Origin of the sequence: Nostoc sp. (assembly GCF_036917815.1) — a bacterium.
Classification (GTDB): domain Bacteria; phylum Cyanobacteriota; class Cyanobacteriia; order Cyanobacteriales; family Nostocaceae; genus Nostoc.
The window spans coordinates 1-19,542 of record NZ_JBALEK010000035.1 but is presented as its reverse complement, the minus strand read 5'-3'; the positions used below and the strand labels follow the sequence as shown (position 1 = coordinate 19,542).

14 protein-coding genes are annotated in these 19,542 nt (G+C 42.4%); 9 read left to right on the top strand and 5 right to left on the bottom strand.

Features of this window, described 5'->3' with window-relative positions; translation table 11 throughout:
• Positions 1 to 126 precede the first annotated feature (126 nt).
• From V7K97_RS08610 to V7K97_RS08590, 5 genes are all read left to right on the top strand, one after another.
• Complete coding sequence (locus tag V7K97_RS08610; RefSeq protein ID WP_334800451.1) at positions 127 to 1,281, top strand: universal stress protein; 1,155 nt, start codon at positions 127 to 129, stop codon at positions 1,279 to 1,281.
• A gap of 115 nt (positions 1,282 to 1,396) precedes the next feature.
• Entirely contained in the window at positions 1,397 to 1,723 is a 327-nt protein-coding gene (locus V7K97_RS08605; RefSeq protein WP_334800449.1) for a DUF6825 family protein, read from the top strand.
• 137 nt (positions 1,724 to 1,860) lie between these two features.
• Positions 1,861 to 3,546, top strand: a complete 1,686-nt coding sequence (locus V7K97_RS08600; RefSeq protein ID WP_334800711.1) for an ABC1 kinase family protein — start codon at positions 1,861 to 1,863, stop codon at positions 3,544 to 3,546.
• Positions 3,547 to 3,562: 16 nt separating this feature from the next.
• Entirely contained in the window at positions 3,563 to 4,300 is a 738-nt protein-coding gene (locus tag V7K97_RS08595) for a Stp1/IreP family PP2C-type Ser/Thr phosphatase (protein ID WP_334800448.1), read from the top strand.
• Positions 4,301 to 5,028: 728 nt separating this feature from the next.
• Positions 5,029 to 5,226 (top strand): NblA/ycf18 family protein, encoded by a 198-nt coding sequence (locus tag V7K97_RS08590; protein ID WP_094348015.1) that lies wholly within the window; start codon positions 5,029 to 5,031, stop codon positions 5,224 to 5,226.
• 474 nt (positions 5,227 to 5,700) lie between these two features.
• Here the strand turns inward: V7K97_RS08590 and V7K97_RS08585 are convergent, their stop codons facing one another.
• From V7K97_RS08585 to V7K97_RS08570, 4 genes are all read right to left on the bottom strand, one after another.
• A complete protein-coding gene (locus V7K97_RS08585) occupies positions 5,701 to 7,254 on the bottom strand; it encodes a serine/threonine-protein kinase (protein ID WP_334800446.1) in 1,554 nt (517 codons plus the stop codon).
• Between the two features lie 1,050 nt (positions 7,255 to 8,304).
• The gene (locus V7K97_RS08580) at positions 8,305 to 9,318 is read right to left on the bottom strand and encodes a glycosyltransferase family 2 protein (RefSeq protein ID WP_334800445.1); all 1,014 of its coding nucleotides are present in this window, start codon (positions 9,316 to 9,318) and stop codon (positions 8,305 to 8,307) included.
• 561 nt (positions 9,319 to 9,879) lie between these two features.
• Positions 9,880 to 10,326, bottom strand: coding sequence for a hypothetical protein (locus V7K97_RS08575; protein WP_334800444.1), 447 nt, complete (start codon positions 10,324 to 10,326; stop codon positions 9,880 to 9,882).
• Between the two features lie 237 nt (positions 10,327 to 10,563).
• Positions 10,564 to 11,811: an anhydro-N-acetylmuramic acid kinase gene (locus tag V7K97_RS08570; protein ID WP_334800443.1), complete on the bottom strand. Its 1,248-nt coding sequence runs from the start codon at positions 11,809 to 11,811 to the stop codon at positions 10,564 to 10,566.
• A gap of 648 nt (positions 11,812 to 12,459) precedes the next feature.
• On the opposite strand from V7K97_RS08570, the gene V7K97_RS08565 reads away from it, so the two are divergent.
• The 4 genes from V7K97_RS08565 to V7K97_RS08550 all read left to right on the top strand — a co-directional run bounded on the left by V7K97_RS08565 (position 12,460) and on the right by V7K97_RS08550 (position 16,666).
• Complete coding sequence (locus V7K97_RS08565; RefSeq protein ID WP_334800442.1) at positions 12,460 to 13,260, top strand: Npun_F0296 family exosortase-dependent surface protein; 801 nt, start codon at positions 12,460 to 12,462, stop codon at positions 13,258 to 13,260.
• A gap of 333 nt (positions 13,261 to 13,593) precedes the next feature.
• Complete coding sequence (locus tag V7K97_RS08560) at positions 13,594 to 14,973, top strand: folate/biopterin family MFS transporter (RefSeq protein WP_334800441.1); 1,380 nt, start codon at positions 13,594 to 13,596, stop codon at positions 14,971 to 14,973.
• Positions 14,974 to 15,302: 329 nt separating this feature from the next.
• Positions 15,303 to 15,602 carry a hypothetical protein gene (locus V7K97_RS08555; protein WP_334800440.1) on the top strand — a complete coding sequence of 100 codons (300 nt, stop codon included), beginning with the start codon at positions 15,303 to 15,305 and terminating at the stop codon, positions 15,600 to 15,602.
• Between the two features lie 194 nt (positions 15,603 to 15,796).
• Positions 15,797 to 16,666, top strand: a complete 870-nt coding sequence (locus V7K97_RS08550) for a Uma2 family endonuclease (RefSeq protein ID WP_334800439.1) — start codon at positions 15,797 to 15,799, stop codon at positions 16,664 to 16,666.
• A 12-nt stretch (positions 16,667 to 16,678) separates the two neighbouring features.
• Here the strand turns inward: V7K97_RS08550 and V7K97_RS08545 are convergent, their stop codons facing one another.
• Positions 16,679 to 19,387 (bottom strand): CBS domain-containing protein, encoded by a 2,709-nt coding sequence (locus V7K97_RS08545; protein WP_334800710.1) that lies wholly within the window; start codon positions 19,385 to 19,387, stop codon positions 16,679 to 16,681.
• Positions 19,388 to 19,542: the final 155 nt, after the last annotated feature.

Genomic DNA, 19,542 nt, shown 5'->3' with positions numbered 1-19,542 from the left:
TCGGGGATCTTGCTACGCGTAGCGTCTCCAAGAGTTGCCGTTGGCGCAGCCTAAGAAGAGAAGTATTGGGCATTGGGTCGTTTTGCTTTCCGATAAAATAGGATTGCTATAAGAACCAAGAATAAAATGTCAGATAATAGTAATACTAGTTCGGCTGGCACTCCTTTAAATTCTCCAAGTTACTCCCTTTATCCACCACGACGGCGGGGCAAGCATAAAATATTTATTGGCATGGCTCCTGGAGTAGGCAAAACTTACCGGATGCTGGAAGAGGGACACGCACTCAAACATCTAGGCATTGATGTCGTCGTTGGGCTTTTGGAAACCCACGGACGCAAGGAGACAGTTGAGAAGGCAGAGGGACTGGAGATTCTACCCCGTAAACAATTTTATCGGGGTGAGCTGACGCTAACGGATATGGATACAGATGCTATTTTAAAGCGATCGCCCCAATTAGTCTTAATCGATGAACTTGCCCATACTAATGTCCCTGGTTCTCCACGCGAAAAACGCTATGAAGATGTAGAAATAGTTTTAGCCGCAGGTATTGATGTCCACTCCACAATGAATGTCCAACATTTGGAAAGTCTCAATGACTTGGTAGCTAGAATTACAGGGGTGGTAGTGCGTGAGCGTGTTCCTGACAGGATTCTGGATGAAGCTAGCGAAATACTAGTAATAGATGTCACGCCGGAGACATTGCAAGAACGGTTATTAGAAGGCAAGATTTACGCACCACAAAAAATCCAAGAATCCCTCGATAATTTTTTCCAACGCCGCAACCTGATTGCTTTGCGGGAATTAGCTTTGCGGGAAGTAGCAGACAACGTAGAAGGAAATGCGATCGCCACTATCCCCAACGGGCATTCCTGTAATATTCACGAGCGGGTTTTAGTGTGTGTATCCACCTATCCCAACTCAGTGCAGCTGTTACGCCGGGGTGCGAGGCTAGCTAACTATATGAATGCACCCCTTTATAGCTTATTCGTTGCCAATCCAGAGCGCTTCCTCACCAAGGAGGAAAGCTTACACATCTACACTTGTGAGAAACTTTGTAAAGAATTTGAAGGTACTTTTCTTCGTTCTACCAACGGTAACGTAGCCGATGCGATCGCAGAAGTCGCCGAGAAATATCGGATCACTCAAATTGTCATTGGTGAAAGTCAGCGATCGCGCTGGCAAATGTTCCTCAAAGGCTCTTTGACGCAAAAATTGGTACGCTTGCTCAAAAACATCGATTTGCACATCATTTCTAGCGAAAAAATGGTTTCACCCAAATAAGAGATCAAATTTTCCCCAAAAACCTCAAAACTTAAGTTTCCATGCAGACTAGATGGGAGCCGCAAAGCATACAGGCAAGTTATAATTCTCTTGCGGTGCAACGTAACAAAAATTTATGAGTAATCCCCTTGTGCAAGCCTTTTTCGTAGGCAGAGCGGTAGCTGAAGTAGTTAATGAGCGTTTAGAGGTCGCCTTGACCGATGCTTTGAGTGATTTGGGCAAATTTGATGCCGAAGCTAGAGAGCAGTTGCGTCAGTTTACAGAAGAAGTCATAGAACGGGCAAATCGAGCAACAGAATCAGCTAATTCTGGTCAAGCTACCACAGGTAGTGGGCAAGCTAGTTCTGATTCCGGTGACTTGCAAGCAGATATTGATGAATTACGAGCCGAAATTGCCCTGTTACGAACAGAATTGCAACATTATCGCCGAACTTCTGCATAAATTTTAGTCATTGGTCATTAGTCATTGGTTAAAAATCATGCACAAATGACAAAGGACACTTAAGAAAAAATAGTTTAGGAATCAGAGTGTCTTTTCTTCCAAGTGATTCGGTTGCAAACCAACGGTACACAAAGTATATGGAACAAGGTTATTCAGAGAAAGCATACCGTTGGAATCGGGAAAAATACTCTAGCAGACGGCGTTTTGTGGATATTTGGTCTTTCGTCTTGACCTTATTATTCAAACTTTGGCTATACAACAAATCTTGGAGTTATCCGGGTGGTGTGACTGAGGTAAAGCAAGCTGCAAGACGCAAAACCCAAGCGGTGTGGATTCGCACTACCTTACTGGATTTAGGCCCAACCTTCATCAAAGTTGGGCAACTATTTTCTACCCGTGCTGATATATTCCCTGGTGAATATGTAGAAGAACTAGCCAAATTACAAGACAAAGTACCGGCATTTAGCTATGAGCTAGTAGAAGCGACCATTGAGAAAGAATTAGGCAAGAAAATTCCTGAACTATTCCATAATTTTGAACCGATTCCCTTAGCTGCTGCTAGTTTGGGGCAAGTACACAAAGCTGTGCTGCATACTGGAGAATCAGTTGTTGTCAAGGTGCAACGTCCTGGACTAAAAAAGTTATTTGAAATAGATTTACAGATTCTTAAGGGAATTACCCGCTACTTTCAAAACCATCCCAAATGGGGAAGGGGGCGAGATTGGCTGGGTATTTACGAAGAGTGTTGTCGCATTCTTTGGGAAGAAATTGATTATCTTAACGAAGGTCGTAATGCTGATACTTTTCGCCGGAATTTTCGTGGCTACGATTGGGTAAATGTACCGAGAATATACTGGCGTTACGCTACTTCTAGAGTGCTGACTTTAGAATATCTCCCTGGAATTAAAATTAGCCAATACGAAGCTTTAGAAGCAGCAGGTTTGGATCGAAAGGCGATCGCTCGTCAAGGCGCTCAAGCCTACTTACTCCAATTACTCAATAGCGGCTTTTTCCACGCCGATCCCCACCCCGGCAATATTGCCGTTAGTGCCAGTGGCGCTTTAATATTCTACGATTTCGGGATGATGGGGCGGATTAAAGCCAACGTCCGCGAAGGATTGATGCAAACACTGTTTGGGATTGCCCAAAAAGATGGCGATCGCGTTGTCCAGTCTCTCATCGATTTAGGTGCGATCGCCCCAACGGATGACATGGGACCAGTACGGCGTTCCGTCCAGTATATGCTGGACAATTTCATGGATAAGCCCTTTGAAAACCAATCAGTTGCCGCAATCAGTGACGACCTTTATGAAATAGCTTATAATCAGCCATTTAGATTTCCAGCAACTTTTACTTTTGTGATGCGAGCCTTTTCTACCCTAGAGGGGGTAGGCAAAGGCTTAGATCCAGAGTTTAACTTTATGGAAGTTGCCAAACCGTATGCAATGCAGCTTATGACCGATATGAATGGTTCTGAGGGGAATAGCTTTCTTAACGAATTAAGTCGCCAAGCAGCTCAGGTAAGTACTACTGCCTTTGGCCTACCACGTAGATTAGAGGATACGCTAGAAAAGCTAGAACGGGGAGATATGCGCTTGCGCGTTCGATCCATAGAAACTGAACGCTTGCTACGGCGACAGAGCAGTATTCAGCTTTCAATAAGTTATGCTCTGTTAATCAGTGGTTTCACACTTTCAGCTACGATCTTAGTGGTTAGCAACCATCTATGGTGGGCACTAATGCCTGGTTTAATTGCAGCAGGGCTTTCAGTGATCCTGATCAGACTAATTTTACGCCTTGACCGTTACGATCGTATGTATTAATTGTTGCAAAAAAAATATGAAACTTAATTTCACGGGTTTTAGCGATCCGGGACTTATTCGTTCTAATAATCAGGATGCTTACTATATTGACCCAGAGGGGCGGTTTTTTGTTGTCGCCGATGGGATGGGTGGTCATGCGGGAGGTGAGGAGGCGAGTCGGATTGCCACTGGAGAAATTCAGGCGTATTTGGTAGCAAATTGGGAATCTCCTAAATCTTCCCAAGAATTGCTAGAGCAAGCTTTGTGGGGTGCCAATGAAGCGATTTTGCAGGATCAGCAAAGTCATCCCGAACGCGCTGATATGGGTACAACAGTTGTAGCGGTAATTTTTCGCGCCCCAGAGTCGCCCTGGTGCGCTCATGTTGGCGATTCCCGGTTGTATCGCTTCCGGGAGTCCCACTTAGAACAGGTAACAGAAGACCACACTTGGGTAGCACGGGCAATCAAAATCGGTGACATCACCTTAGATGAAGCGCGATCGCATCCTTTTCGTCATGTATTATCGCGCTGTTTGGGGCGTGAAGACTTGCATCAGATTGATGTGCAACCAATGGATGTAAAAGTAGGCGATCGCCTACTTTTATGTAGCGATGGTCTTACAGAAGAACTTGTCGAACAGAAGATTGCTAGCTGTCTCCAAGATACTCCTTGGGTTGATAAAGCCGCCATCTCACTAGTTGAGGCTGCCAAAGAACACGGAGGGCACGATAATATCACAGTTGTCATCGTTTCACTCGAAGAAAATAGTCATTAGTTATTAGTCATTGGTTATTGGTTATTGGTTATTGTCCAAGGAGAAAGGACAACGGACAAAAGTTATTAGTCATTGGTTATTGGTTATTGGTTATTGTCCAAGGAGAAAGGACAACGGACAAATGACTAATCCGGTAAATATACTCAGTAATTTGTTCAGTGTGAGCATTTTTCCTTTTTACAATTTGATACAAATACTTTTATCCTCCAAAGTGACATTAAGAGGCTAAATTTGCATCAATTGGTAAATTGACATCTTGCACGTAATAAGATAAAGCGGCTATAATTCACGCTTATTACCATTCATTCCCCAAACTCCTTAAAATCCCTACCCTCTGAAGCTTCCCCCATACTGGGGGAGAGAGCATCTTAGTTTTTCTTAAACAGAAAAACCTAAGACGGTTTAGGATAGCACCTGCTCTTCTCCTCAAAGGAGAGTTGGGCAAAGTAGGAAGGAGTCAGAGAGGTAGTTATATCTATCTGAGGCCAAACAGAGCCTATTTTCCCGAATATGGTTCGGCTGACTTGGGTGGTATATCAGTAGAATTAGGTGCAAGATATCAAAGCAGAAAAATTCCACACTTTGGATGTGGGCAAATCTGTCAAACAATTGTTATCTTTCTTAATACGGAGGAACAAATGTTGGACTGATATCTGTCCAAAATATTATCCCATTTGGACTTCTGTGAGCGATATCACCTTTACACGTTGTTTTTTCGGAGTTAACTTATGAATCAACCCATGAAACTATCCTTGGAACAGCAATTCAGCATCTGCTCATTCTCTACTCAGGTGCAAAACATGAGCCACGAGCAAGCTAAAGATTTTTTAGTGAAGCTTTATGAGCAAATGGTCGTGCGCGAGGCAACTTATCAAGAACTTCTTAAGCACCAGTGGGGCTTAGATTCCGGTTCCACTATGGCATAGAGTCTTTCTGATGTCGCAGTGGGCGACCTCCTTCTCTTGCTTGGTTCCAAGGAGGAAAAGAGCTGGGGATGCAGGGGCGTCAACTTCGATAACTAATTCCACAATATCGGTACAAAAGTTCAATTCACGAAATTAACTAAGAATAAGTAAACATTGTCTAGGGCATACTTGTTTGAGTCTAGACATAACTTTAGCATGGTAAGCTAAATTCCTTGTTTAGCTTTGGCCAAACTTCTTTTTGTTTCGTCTAGTCCGAGAATCACACCTGCGTAATTTCATCATCTCCTGGAACATATACACAGGAAGATTCAGAGATAATTTAGATCAGATTGCTTTGACTGCTTAGTGATTCCACTCTTTATACATATAACTAGAACTTACATATTTATATATATTTTGTTTATAAAAGTTTACATTCTGGGAGTGACTACCCCTTACTTACATCTAAAAATACGTAACATTAAGAAATTATTGTTAGTTGGAAAGATCATAAGGAGAATCTGTATCAATACTTTTCAGTTTTGTGATAATTTGGGGCTTAATCTTTTCGTACTCGTTTTTGAGTAAACTTTTACTGATTTGTGGGTCGGCAGAGGACATTAAGGTGTTGCTCATTGCGACCCACTCTTGTAGTCGTTGGCGTTGGGCAGAAGCGACGCTAGAAAGTAAGATATGGGTACAGCGATTTGGTGTTTCTCGGGCAAAGAATAACAGGCGGTAGTAACCTGTGTGCTGTAGTAACCGGGCAATTTCCTGACCAGGACTAGTTTTTAGGTCAAGGTAATAAGGCAACCATTTCGCGCCATACTTACGGTTGTAGATGACAGTAATCCATAGCAGCATGGGATGGGGAATAGAGATGAACAAAAATTGGTTATAGCGGGTACAGAGTAAGCGCTTTTGAATTTCTTCTTGGGGTAGCATCACCCACAGAGCTGGTAAAACCTCCCCATTGGTATGAATGGGCTGGGGAAAAACAATATCAGCAATTGGTTTATTTTTAGGCCAGGAAATGGCACGAGCGATTTCATCGTTAGACCATGATACCCGCAAATCGGCTTTAGTCTTTTGTTCAAGCTCATTGCTCACTATATTAGTAGGAACTAGGGCATGGCTGTCTTGCTGAATTTTACGTGTATGCTCAGGTTTTTCTAGAGATCCTAAAACTCTGAGGATTTCAGTGATACTTTGGGGGCGATCGCGTGGTAATTTAGCTAGACAACTCATCACCAAATTTTCGATTTCTTTTGGTAGTTCTAATCCGGGCGCAACCTCAGCAAAAGAGCGTGGTTTTTGATAGTGATGTGTTTTATACCACGCTCCAAAAGAATGAGTTGGTGCCACCAGTGGCATTTTGCCTGTGAGCATCTCAAACATCATGACACCCAAACTATAAATATCAGCACGATTGTCTAATTCTTTACCCTCCATCTGTTCGGGAGAAGAATAAGCCAATGTCCCCAAATAGAATTTTGTATGGTCGCCATCTGACTGTAATAACTTAGCAATCCCAAAATCTAGAACCTTGACCAATTCTCCGAAACTGGGATCTTGAATTACCAGCATATTGCTTGGCTTGACATCACGATGGATAATTGGGCAAATAGTGCCCTCAACTGGAATGCCATTATGAGCGCACTGTAACCCCAGACTGAGTTGACGCGCCATACTCAGGAATCTTGGTAAAGGCAGTCGTTGCTTGCGAATAATATTGTTCAGGCTTTCTCCTTGTAGGTATTCCATGACGTAGAACGGGGTGTTATTGTCATCTACGCCATAGTCCATAACTCGGACAATGTGAATGCTTTTTTGCCCTAGTAAAGCACAGGTTTTTGCTTCTCGCTCAAAGCGGTCTTGCAATTGCATCTTTTCATTTTGGATTGATAGAGCGAGAAACTTAACCGCAACAGGTACACCCCCCAATAAAGTATCTTTAGCACGATAAACCCGACCCATTGCTCCAGTACCGATTAACTCCTGGAGTTGGTAGCGTTTGCTGAGTAAGCGACCAATGTTTGGGTCTGACATAGAAAATTCAACTCCAAAAGCAGGTTGTAAGTGTTTGGGAGGAAAAGTGCATTCAAACTGATATCTGAATTATTGCGCCCATAAATAACTTTCTCGGCTTGTACCGCAAGGCAGAAGTTGGAGGGCAAGAAGCTTACAGAGTAGGCTTTTGTGCGATTTCCAATCGTTGCTCTATTTAGGTGGTGCTGTACTAGCTTTTTTCAGTCTTCTAAAAGAGGATTGAAACCATTATCTGCCAGTTTGGAACCGAGACGGTTATTACAACTGGTGCAACATCCTAAATCAAACAAGTAGAAAGGGTATATTTATAATGACGCTTTGTACCATTTTGCACTTTAATTATGGTGTAATTTTAGTTTGCCCAATTTTGACTAAATAGATAACTCTAGGATCTGGCAAAAACCTTAATCAGGTAGTACCACACTCACTACAAAGTTCTGATAACTGAGTAATGAGTGCAGAATTTTGAATATCAATCAAGCCTGATGCGGCGACATGAAGCGGTGCTGGGCAGGTTTTATCAGATCCAAGCCCTTATGTCTCGTAAATAATGCTCTAACTTATTAGGATTTATAACTGTTATTTTAGTGGTCAATGACCCCTAACTAAAGCTTTTTTAAATTAGTACTTTCCTCGTACCTCCAGCAAGGCTGTCCTCTGCCTTTGTTTTGTAAGTAGGGATAATGACAGATACCCTTTAACTGGCCAGTTGTTTGGGAGCATCCCAAATGTGCAAGTTATATCAAACTCAGGTTATAAATTGTCATTGCGAACACTACGCTGTCGCTTCGTACCCAACTTTTGGAGAGGCTACGCCAATTGGTTCTCCGAAGGAGTACGCAATGACAAATATGTTCTTGCAAAATTGGGATGCTTCCAGTTGTTTAACCTTCTGCCTCCTCCTGACTCATAACGAATCTATTATTTATTGATAAATATATTTTCTAGCAATCGGACTTTATCAACGAAAAATTTTAAGATAAAAGCCTTGCTGAACAAAGATTTTAGTCTCACTATGCAGATCGTTATTCAAATCTGATTCCTATAATACTAATTGGTAGTTTTTCGGTTGATCTGTAGGTTATAAGACATATCAAAAGCTGATTTATTACCCATTATATAGTATTGGATTCGACGTTCGATAATTTTGTTAAATCGGGAAATAAAATAAGGAAAAAAGTGCGGGTTCTTCCTTGCTTCTGTTAATGCTATGAACCATTTTCCTTGCTTTATAGGCACTACAACTTGAAAGTAAGCTAGATTCTTCTTAAAGGCTGCAAGATTGTAAGACAAAGCATGCATTAAAGCTGGATTTTTTTTGACAACTTCTTGTTGCATGAAAGAATTAGTAGCTATGCAGTATTGATTTAGAATTAACAATTTGCTTTGATGTAGAATAGAAGTGGTACGTGAGCGGTAGAAATAATAGGGTTCTGGCACAAGAAAAAAGCGAGCGCCATTAATTAAGCATTTCAGATCAAGCCAAAAGTCTTCACCTGTCCTTACGGTTTCATCGTACTCAATTCCGTGCTTCACCAGAAATTCTCGTTTGAATATAGGCTTGCTTAAACCAAGATGTAACCCTACTTGTCCATAGACATCAGTTTCTACAAAATGAATGATATCAATTTGGAAAGTTTTATCTATATTTTCTCCACTTTCTTGAATCAATGTACTCCAAGGAGATGTTGCACCATCTTGAATTAAATGAAGATCGTCAGCAATCATATCTGCATTTTTCTCTTCTGCCAGCAACACCAGCTTTTCTAATCTTTCAGGAGCATACCAGTCATCTGAATCAAGAACAGCAATCCATTCTCCTTGGGCTGCTTTGAGGGCACGATTACGCGCAGCAGAAACCCCAAGGTTTTGTTGATTAACTATCACTTTGAGACGTTGGTCAGTAAAACTTTTAGCGACTTCTACAGTTTTATCACTTGAACCATCATCGACTATGATAACTTCAATATCAGTGAGGGTTTGCTCTAAGACTGACTCTATTGCTTTGGCAATATAAGCTTCAGTATTGTAAGCAGGGATAATGACTGAGACTTTAGGATTCACAAAACTGAACTCCTGACTACACGGTTAGGTAAAAAGGCTAAAATCATGCTGAGAATTTAAGAATTCCCTTTTTACTATACATTACTATACATTTAGTATAGATGCGAATAAATCAAGGTTTGTAGTCAGGGATTTAGCCTTAAAAATAGGGCTGAATCCCTTACTAAAAGCCTATTTAAAGAAATTTACATTGTGCAACATAGTTTGATGTATTCTTGTCTACTTACTTACAACTTCGTAGTTAGGTCAAATAAACAATTACTCGTTAAGGTCGGGTATGAGACATTACATAATATCACAAACTGATGCTGTCAGCTTTTGTAGTCTGCAATACTTTTTGTTAGGCAGCGATGGTTGCTCTATCTTTGCCGTGATGTACTAGTTACAAAAAAGGCAGAGGGCAGGAGGTTAGGAGTATCAATTGAAACTAAAGTTTCTTTCATCTTTTGCCCAGTTCATAAAAAGAATTATACCGAGACGCGCAGCGCGAGGTATAAAGCGTCCTTACTTCAATCCCACGTTTAAAAACGTGGGTTCCTCCTGCCTCCTGAATTACTGCCCTTAGGTTGACTGACGTTCTAGGCTAGCTTCCATTGTGTTAGTTAAAAAATGACCAGCCAAGATGCCACTACTGAGGTAGTATGTGTCTTCCGAAATCCGATGCAGGGTTTCAAAGCCACTACGACGCTGACGATCGCTTAGTACCCAGTAACGCTGCACAATAGTATCTAGACCAATCCAGCCTTCACCTTCAACCTGTCCTAAAAGATTATGTTGTAGTAAAAAAGTATACTGTCGCTCTCCCTCATGCAGCCGCCCTTTATATTGTAGAGAGATTTCGGAGCGATCGCTACCTGGGAATATGAGTTTTGTAGCCATAGTGAACCAGTTATCTCGATTCCAAGCTACCAAGGTCATACCCTTGACGCTGATTGGCATACCATTGCGTTCCAGCCAATTTCCTTGTATTATCCAGCGTCCTGGTTCCAATAAAAAAGTATGAGCCACCTTTTATATACCCTACCTTGATCGAGTACTGCGAAGACTACAGTTATAGCAGGGCTTGAGTTGCGTTAGCGATAGCGGGGCGTTGAGCCAGTGCTGAGTGAAGAATAAAAAACTCCACGCCACTTGCGGGATGGAATTTTTGGGCATGGGGAAAAAGTTACCTGTTTGGCCAATGCCCCAAGTGACGGGGCGACTATCCCTCTACAGACACTCTTGGGATGGAGTTTCCCGTCGCTTTCAATGAAAATGACCTTGGTAAATTTCTCCCAAAAGCACTTCTTGAGGTGCCCCAGTGGCAGTAGGTAGGTTGCCAGGAATGTCCAAATTTCGCCAGTAGGCTAAAACCGCAAAGGCGATCGCTTCTTTAAAATCTGCACTCAAGCCGACTTCATCTGTAGTCCAAATTGGTATTGATGCCAACAACATCTGTAATCTTTGTTTCAAATAGAGATTGCGACTACCACCGCCACATAATAGTACCCTCTGTGGCATTTCCGGCAAAAAAGCGCGGTAACTATGAACAATTGAAGCAACTGTAAGTTCTGTAAGAGTTGCCAGTACGTCGGCAGCATTGAGTTGGTATACTTGGGCATCTTTTAAACACTCATGCAGGTAAGTCACACCAAATAACTCTCGTCCAGTGGATTTGGGTGGCGGTAGATGAAAGTAGTCTTGCTTGAGCCATTGTTCCACCAATGGATAGCAAGGAGTACCACTGGCTGCCCAATTGCCATCTTCATCGTAAGTTTTCGCACCATCGCTTAAATGCTCCACCGCCAGATCCAACAGACTATTTCCTGGGCCAGTATCCCAAGCGCGAATTTTTGAGAGCCAGTTGTCAGTCCGAGGCGGAATATAAGCAACATTGCCAATACCACCAATATTTTGAATACAACGCCCCTCTTGGGGATGACTGAGTAAATAGGCATCTACTCTGGGCACCAGAGGCGCACCATGACCACCAATAGCGATATCAGCAACGCGGAAGTTACTCACAGTTGTAATGCCCGTAAGATGGGCAATTAATGCACCGTGCCCTAGTTGCAGGCTGTAACCAAGTGGGGAGTGAGGAGAGACGCGATTAATCGCGTCTGTATTAGGGAGTGGGGAGTGGGGAGTGGTTTTCTTCCCCATTCCCCTATCCGCAGGTGGTCGATGATAAACTGTCTGACCGTGGGAGCCAATGAGAGTGGCCGGCTGATGACCAATTTGAATATTTTGGGCGGCTTGAGCAAAGACAATGGCGATCGCATCATCTATTTCTGCCAATTCTGCCATTGAGATGGCAACACCTGCACCAACTGCCAATATTTTTTCTCTGAGTTCAGCTGGATAAGGATATGTTGCCCCAGCTAGCAACTCAACTTTGAGATCCAATTCTGTACCGGAAATCTCTACCAACGCAGCGTCTATACCATCTACGGATGTGCCACTAATTAAACCAATAACGCGAGTAGGAACAGCAACTTCTTCAGTCGGATGCATTGATAAAGATTCTTTTGTTGATTGCAAGAGGTAGTTTAATTCATGTTACTATAGCGCTTCCTAATCAGATGAGGTACATCTTAAGCCCCCTCTCGAAGAGCGGGGAGGGGGTTGGGGGTGGGGTTGTTGTACCTCACTCAACTGGGAACTGCTATATCTGGATATATTGTGAAAATTGATGCAATCGGTTGCCATAAACAGATTGTGAAGTTAATCACACAGCAAAATGCAGGTTATGTAATTACCTGAAAGAAGAACCAAGGTAATCTCGATCATTGAGCTTGAAAAACTATTCAGCCAAGGGATAAGTACTGATTTTCAATGGTTTGGCATCGCACAATGCCTCATGCCTTCTTGATCTAGAACCCTAAGAATATAAACTGCTTGCGAATCACAAAATGGCACTTTTTATAAATGAAGCTTGTTTACAATTTAGCACTGACAACTTTGTATCTTCTACATAAAGCTATAGATATTACAGAACAAAATATCAGTGATTACCCTGTAAATAAAGTCCAAGAACCTGTATTTTCATCTGGGTATAGTCAAATTAAAAAAGTAGTAATCCCTCTGATGTTGGAATCTAGAAGCACATCGCACAATGAGGCTATGAATACAAGAGCTTAAAAAACGAAAAGGGATTGTCAAATGAAAAATCTTCTAATTAAGTCTGCGATCGCTTCTGGTGTTGTTTTGTCCTTAGCTACTTTTACCCGTCCTGTAATGGCTGCGTCTTTTGCGATATCAATAGAAAACGCAGGCGTACAAAATGCACAATTATCCAATCTTGTTAATGCCCATGTAGACACTTTTGATTCACAAACAACAGGTTACAGTGCAACAGGCTTTCAATGGAAGGATGGAACAACAAATGTTGGTTCTTATAATAACGGTCTAATCAACAATGCAAACCTATATGGTGGTGCTGGTGGATCGGGTAAATATTTTGATGTAGATACGAACAACGGTAGTCAACAAACGGTTTCCACCCTCGATTTAACAACCCCACAAAGTTACTTTGGACTTTGGTGGTCTGCTGGAGATTCTAACAACGAACTGACATTTCTTTCACAAGGTAAAGTTGTAGAAACCATGACCACAGCTCAAGTGGTTAGCTATATCGCGGGGTTATCAAATAATTCTGGCTACTACGGTAATCCTAATTCAACATTCCAAAACCAGGATTCTGGAGAAGCCTTTGCATTCATCAACTTCTACGATGTTGGCGGAACTTTTGATCAGGTTCAATTCACTAATGTTGGCGGAAGTGGTTTTGAATCAGATAATCACACAGTCGCCACCGGCTACAATAGTATCACTGGTAATGTAGTTATTAAAGCAGTTCCTGAGTCTTCTTCTGTATTAGGAGTTTTGGTGATTGGTTTTGTAGGTGCTACTTCAGTTCTGACTCGTCGAGTCAAGAAAAATTCAGTTTTGCAATTGTCATAAGTAGATGCCTAAGCCAGGAAGTCTCCCTTCTGACTCGGCTACAAAACTAGACTCCGCGTTCGCGCAGCCTGCTGTAAGCAGGATTTCAAAACTTCCGACGACAACTCAATATTAAATACAAGTTAGGGCGAGCTTACTTCCGGTAGGTTCGCCCTAATCCTTTGATTTAGGATTGTTATACAAAGACGTTGGTAGGGGTACAGCAATGCTTATCGGTATCAACTTGAGCAATGACGAATGGAATTTGCGGAGTTTACGGGCACACAAACAAAGCCCAGGTTTTAAGAATCGATATGATAGAAAAGTAGATAAAACTTAAAAAATATTTATCGAATGGTGCTTCTATCATCTGGCTTGTCCAAGATCAAAGACTCATTAACACAAAAACTCTTCTTGGGTAATGAACCCAATGCGGAGTTGATTGCAATTCTCACCGTTTACTTTGTTCAAGGAATTTTAGGGTTATCGCGTCTAGCGGTGAGCTTTTTCCTCAAAGATGAACTGTTGTTGAGTCCTGTCCAGGTATCGGCGCTGTTGGGAATTGTCTTCCTACCTTGGATGATTAAGCCGGTGTTTGGTTTTATCTCTGATGGCTTGCCTATATTTGGCTATCGTCGGCGTCCTTACTTGATTTTATCCGGGATACTGGGATGTGCTTCTTGGGTGAGTCTGGCCACAATAGTTCATACTAGCTGGGCAGCTACCTTAGCGATCGCCTTTGGTTCTCTCTCCGTTGCCATGAGTGATGTCATAGTTGACTCGCTAGTTGTGGAACGCGCCAGAGGCGAATCCCAAGCAAAAGCAGGTTCACTACAATCTCTGTGTTGGGGTGCTTCTGCGATTGGAGGTTTAATAACAGCATACTTTAGCGGTCTGCTGCTCCAATACTTTACTACCCGTACTGTCTTTGGAATTACCGCCTTATTCCCTCTCATTGTCTCAGGAGTAGCTTGGTTAATTGCTGAGTCTCCCGTTAGCAAAGATGCTGAAGATAGTAATCACACCAACCCCTTACCAATCAAACATCAACTGAAGCAGCTACGCCAAGCCATTACCCAAAAAACAATTTGGCTACCAACGGCGTTTATTTTCATCTGGCAAGCTACCCCAAATGCTGAATCAGCCTTTTTCTACTTCTCTACCAACGAACTACACTTTGAACCAGAATTTTTGGGGCGGGTGCATTTGGTGACAAGTTTCGCTTCTTTAGCAGGTGTTTGGATTTTCCAACGTTTCCTCAAAAGCATCCCTTTTCGCGTGATTTTTGCTTGGAGTACTGTGCTTTCGTCAATTTTGGGAATGACGATGCTGTTGTTAGTGACTCACACAAACCGGCGGTTGGGTATAGATGACCACTGGTTTAGTTTGGGTGATAGCCTGATTCTGACTGTGATGGGGAAGATTGCCTTTATGCAAGTGATGGTGCTAGCAGCAAGGCTTTGTCCCTCTGGTGTGGAAGCAACATTATTTGCTTTGTTAATGTCAATATTTAATTCAGCAGGAACGGTTTCCCATGCATTCGGGGCATTAATCACCTATTGGCTGGGAATCACCGCAACGAACTTTGAGTCACTTTGGCTATTGGTGGTAATTACTAACCTCAGCACGTTGTTACCTCTACCATTTATCAACTGGCTACCTGCTGCTGATGAGCAAGCTGAGACACCCAAAGATGGGGAACAACCATTTTTGCCAGATTTGATGACTGAATGAAATCCGGGTGATATGGGGTTGCTTTTAGGGCAATTATCTGATTTAAAAACGATTCATTTATAAGCTCTTTTCTGATTTTACACTTCGTTACATAGGTTGATTTTTTAACGCCGACTTACTTAGTATTGTGCTAAAAACTTTGTCCTTTGTTATTGATCGCTGACCAATAACCAAATTTATGCAGAAGTTCTGCGATTATGTCTTAAAAATATTGATTAAACCTCATCTAAGTTGAGAACCGTAGTTTTCGCCCTCACCCTAAATCCCTCTCCCAGATATGGGAGAGGGACTTTGAAAGTTTCTTTGCGGGTAAGGCTGTGGGTGGGGCTATGGGTATTATTGTGGGTGGGGCTGTGTATATTATTGTGGGTAGCCCTGTTGTTGGGGCTATGGGTGACGCTATGAATTCCGCTGAAGACTCATTTACATCTGTAATAATACTACTAACATTATTATTTGGAGCTAGCCCCGGAACTGGGATAATAGCAGGCTTTCTAAATCCATTTATTTTGTTATCACTAACAGGAACCAGTTTACCCACACTTTCCATGCTGCTTTATTCACCTCTAAAAACACGTAAGTTAATCACTAAATATCGCCAGTCTGAAGAATCTTTAATCAAACCGTAATGAAACAGATCCCCGACTTCTTTAAGAAGTCGGGGATCTAGTCTTGTTTGTGACAAAGAGAAGATCGCACTCTCTTTTTTTCTGCCTAACTTAAGATTGCGATCGCCTGTTTTTACAAAGCGTTAATGTAGTGCGATCGCTAATTACAAAACTGCTAAAATAAATCCATAACTACTTGATGCCGTATCCATTCTATGACCATAGCTCAAGAATTAGATTCTGAAAAAGGCATCTGTCAAGATGTTATATTTCCCCCAGGTGATCTATATAGTGATGAGCCTCCTTTGGAAAGCGAACTACATCTAGAGCAAATCATGCTCTTACTCAAATGCCTAAAATGGCTGTGGCGAGATAGAAATGATTTCTATGCGGCGGGAAACCTGACTATCTATTACAGTCCACGCCAACGCAAATCAGAAAACTTCCGGGGGCCAGACTTTTTTGTAGTGCTGGGAACGGAACGCAAAACCCGTAAAAGTTGGGTAGTCTGGGAAGAAGATGGCAAATATCCAAATGTAATTCTAGAAATTCTGTCTGGCTCAACAGCGAATACTGACAGAGGTTTAAAAAAAGAAATTTATCAAGATACCTTCCGCACACCGGATTATTTTTGGTTTGACCCTTACACTTTAGAATTTGCGGGATTTCATTTAGTAGATGGAGAATATCAACCTCTACAAGCAAGTGAACAAGGACATTTGTGGAGTCATCAGCTAGGGTTATATCTAGGAATTTATCAGGGATTATTGCGGTTTTTTACACGAGATGGGCAACTAGTACCAACACCTGAAGAAACGGCAGAACAAGCAGAACAACAGGCAGAACAAGCAGAACAACAGGCAGAACAAGCAGCACAAAAGGCAGAACAAGCAGCACAAAAGGCAGAACAAGCAGAACAAAAGGCAGAACAAGCAGCACAAGCAGCAGAACAAGCAGCACAAAAAGCAGAACAAGCAGCACAAAAAGCAGAACAAGCAGAACAAAAAGCAGAACAAGCAGAACAAAAAGCAGAACGTTTAGCAGTCAAACTGCGCGAGTTAAACATCGATCCAGATACAATTTAGACTAGGGCTAATTCATTTAGGATAGTGTTGTGCTAAAAACTCCTCAGCCTCAGTTCTATCTTTAATCACTCCATCCAAGCTAGCAGCAAGTACATTATCTAATATTTGTCGATACTGGGGCCCCGGTTTGTAAGCAAGTTTCTTTAAATCATTGCCATTCAATAGTGGCTGCACATTCGCCCAAACAGTAAAATATTCCCAAATCTGATGCCTAATCTCTCGCGGACTTTGGACAGCGATTAAAATCAGCATTGGTAAATCATACTCTCGCAACAACTGCACTACTTGACTGGGACGCTGAGACTTAGGCAAAGATTCCATCACATCGGTTTGGGCAGAAGCAAAGTTTTGCAAGCGTTCAATACTATCCTCTGGCAGTTGCAGATTTTTTGCTACTTTCGCCCGATATTGTGGTGCTAGGTGGGCGATTAACGTTTCTAAACGTATTTCCCAATGGATGAGGGTTGATTGCAGGTCAAATCGTCGCAAACAGCGTTCTAGCAAATGTAATTGTCGCAATAGTTCCACATCTAGCTTGAGGGTAGCATGAATGCATTGCAATGCCCCTAAGTTATCGAGTAACTGTAAAGCTGATTTCCAGTAGGGGGCTTCTAGGATGTGTTTTAATTCTGTTTTCAGTCGAGTTTGCAGGGCTGGAGTTCTACTATTCTCTTGAGCAGTGCGATCGTAAACACCACTGTTGATGGCATAGCGGATAAACTCTTCAGTTTGCGGTTCAATGTGAAATCCGAAGCGCACGGCAAAGCGCACACCGCGATAAATGCGGGTGGGATCTTCGATAAAGCTGTTGGCGTGTAAAACCCGAATTTGTTTAGCTTGTAAATCTAGTAATCCACCAAAGAAATCGAGTAATTCACCAGCACGGGCATTAGTGAGGCGTAAGGCGAGGGCATTAATAGTAAAATCTCGGCGATATAAGTCTTGCCGAATAGAACTCGCCTCAACTTCTGGATTTGCTGCTGGATAAGGATAGAATTCTGTTCTAGCGGTGGCAATATCTACCCATAGAGAATCTAATTCTGGGTCTTTGTGCCACAACAAAGCCGCAGTTTGAAAAGCCCCGTGAATTTCTAAGCGAGCCGTCGGGTAAATTTGTTGGAGTGCCTTTGCTAATTCTACACCAGCACCGACATCTGCTGATTTATGAAAGCCATCAACTACGAGGTCAATATCTTTAATCATTAAAGTGGCCGATGCTTCTTTCGCTAATAGCAAATCCCGCACCGCACCGCCCACTAGATAAAGATGCCAACCCCGTTTTTCTGCCTCTTGGGATGCTGTGGTGAGTAATTGCCACAATCGAGGAGCAAGTTTATTTTGCAACTCCGTACTGAGTCCTAAATGCTGATTTATGAGTAATGATTGAGACTCAGAACTCAGCACTACCAATTCAGCACTGTTTTGATGTAATTCCCGCAAGACATCAGTACGGCTGACAATGCCCACTAACTGCTCATTCTCCAATACTGGTAAGCGTCCGATATCATAAGTTACCATCAACGACTCAATTTGTGGCAGTGTCGTATTCGGTGTAATCGTTTTGAGATTCGTCGTCATGTAGCCCTTAACTGGCGCATGACTAAAGCCGTGGTGCAAGGCGATATCAATATCCCGCCGCGAAATAATACCTACTAGTTGCCCTTGGGTATTAACTACAGATAAACCAGATTGTCCATAGCGTAGTAAGATGCGCTGGGCTTCGGCAATTGTGGTTTCAGGTAGAATTGTGCGGACAGGAGAAGACATCAAATTCCTAGCAGTGGGAGGATGGGGAATTTGTGCTTTTATCCCGTCAATAAGTTGTTTTAATATAGCTTGTGAATTTACTTTGCGTAGGTTCAGCGATGCAGCTTGTGAATGACCGCCACCACCTAGAAGTTGGAATAATCGGTTAAGATTTGTTTTGGGAATTTGCGATCGCCCAATGACAGTTAAGCGTGAATCCCCTTTACCTAGATACTCATTAGCTAAAATTAGGGCATCAATTTCGGTTAATTCCACAAGTTCTGAAGCCAAACTCGATAACCCCGGCACAAAAGCCTCAGTTTTCAGAGTTACCCAAGCAACTGTATATCCATGTAGACAGAGATATTCTAAATTTTCCAGCGCCTCAGTTAATAGCTGCTGCAATTGCAAAGACAAGCCAGGGTCACGGTAGTTAGAAATTACTGATAAACTGGTACCTTGTTGCATCAACCAAGCCAAAGCCAGGGCATCCCGTGGTGTAGATTGGTCAAAGGTCAAGGAGCCAGTGTCAACGTGGATACCCAAAGCCATCACTGTTGCTTCGGCAGGAGTGAGAGAAATTTGCTGTTGTTGCAATTGCTCGACGATTAAAGTTGTGGTGGCTCCTACTGAGGAAATATGCGATCGCGTGGCAGAAATATCTGATTCTTGTCCTAAGTGATGATCGTAAACTATAATCTCTCTTAGATTGGGCAAATCTAACCACTGGGCAGCTTTACCCAAGCGATCGCGCTGTTGCGTATCCACAACCGTTAGAGAACGAATTGTTTCTGAATTCACCGAACGGCGTTCAATCAACGAATATTCATCCCGATGCAATGCTAAAAAATCCCGGACAGCAGGATGAGAGCCGCCAGTTAGGACAATCTTGCTTCCCGGTAGTAGGCGCGTTAATCCTACCGCAGCTCCTAATGCATCAAAATCTGCTGTTGTGTGGCAAAGAATTAAATCCATAGTCATTAGTCATTAGTCATTAGTCATTAGTCATTGGTCATTGGTCATCGGTACTTAGCGCTGCTTCAAAATACTTACCTAAACTTAGCCAAAGCTGAGAATAGAGATTTCTTCCTCCTTCATCCAAGGTAGTCGGCTACAACAGTCCAGAGGCG

What these genes read in the sequence shown, in the direction of transcription:
- V7K97_RS08610 (WP_334800451.1), top strand. Translation starts at nt 127, where the DNA reads ATGTCAGATAATAGTAATACTAGTTCGGCTGGCACTCCTTTAAATTCT.
- V7K97_RS08605 (WP_334800449.1), top strand. Translation starts at nt 1,397, where the DNA reads ATGAGTAATCCCCTTGTGCAAGCCTTTTTCGTAGGCAGAGCGGTAGCT.
- V7K97_RS08600 (WP_334800711.1), top strand. Translation starts at nt 1,861, where the DNA reads ATGGAACAAGGTTATTCAGAGAAAGCATACCGTTGGAATCGGGAAAAA.
- V7K97_RS08595 (WP_334800448.1), top strand. Translation starts at nt 3,563, where the DNA reads ATGAAACTTAATTTCACGGGTTTTAGCGATCCGGGACTTATTCGTTCT.
- V7K97_RS08590 (WP_094348015.1), top strand. Translation starts at nt 5,029, where the DNA reads ATGAATCAACCCATGAAACTATCCTTGGAACAGCAATTCAGCATCTGC.
- V7K97_RS08585 (WP_334800446.1), bottom strand. Translation starts at nt 7,254, where the DNA reads ATGTCAGACCCAAACATTGGTCGCTTACTCAGCAAACGCTACCAACTC.
- V7K97_RS08570 (WP_334800443.1), bottom strand. Translation starts at nt 11,811, where the DNA reads ATGCATCCGACTGAAGAAGTTGCTGTTCCTACTCGCGTTATTGGTTTA.
- V7K97_RS08565 (WP_334800442.1), top strand. Translation starts at nt 12,460, where the DNA reads ATGAAAAATCTTCTAATTAAGTCTGCGATCGCTTCTGGTGTTGTTTTG.
- V7K97_RS08560 (WP_334800441.1), top strand. Translation starts at nt 13,594, where the DNA reads ATGGTGCTTCTATCATCTGGCTTGTCCAAGATCAAAGACTCATTAACA.
- V7K97_RS08555 (WP_334800440.1), top strand. Translation starts at nt 15,303, where the DNA reads ATGGGTATTATTGTGGGTGGGGCTGTGTATATTATTGTGGGTAGCCCT.
- V7K97_RS08550 (WP_334800439.1), top strand. Translation starts at nt 15,797, where the DNA reads ATGACCATAGCTCAAGAATTAGATTCTGAAAAAGGCATCTGTCAAGAT.
- V7K97_RS08545 (WP_334800710.1), bottom strand. Translation starts at nt 19,387, where the DNA reads ATGGATTTAATTCTTTGCCACACAACAGCAGATTTTGATGCATTAGGA.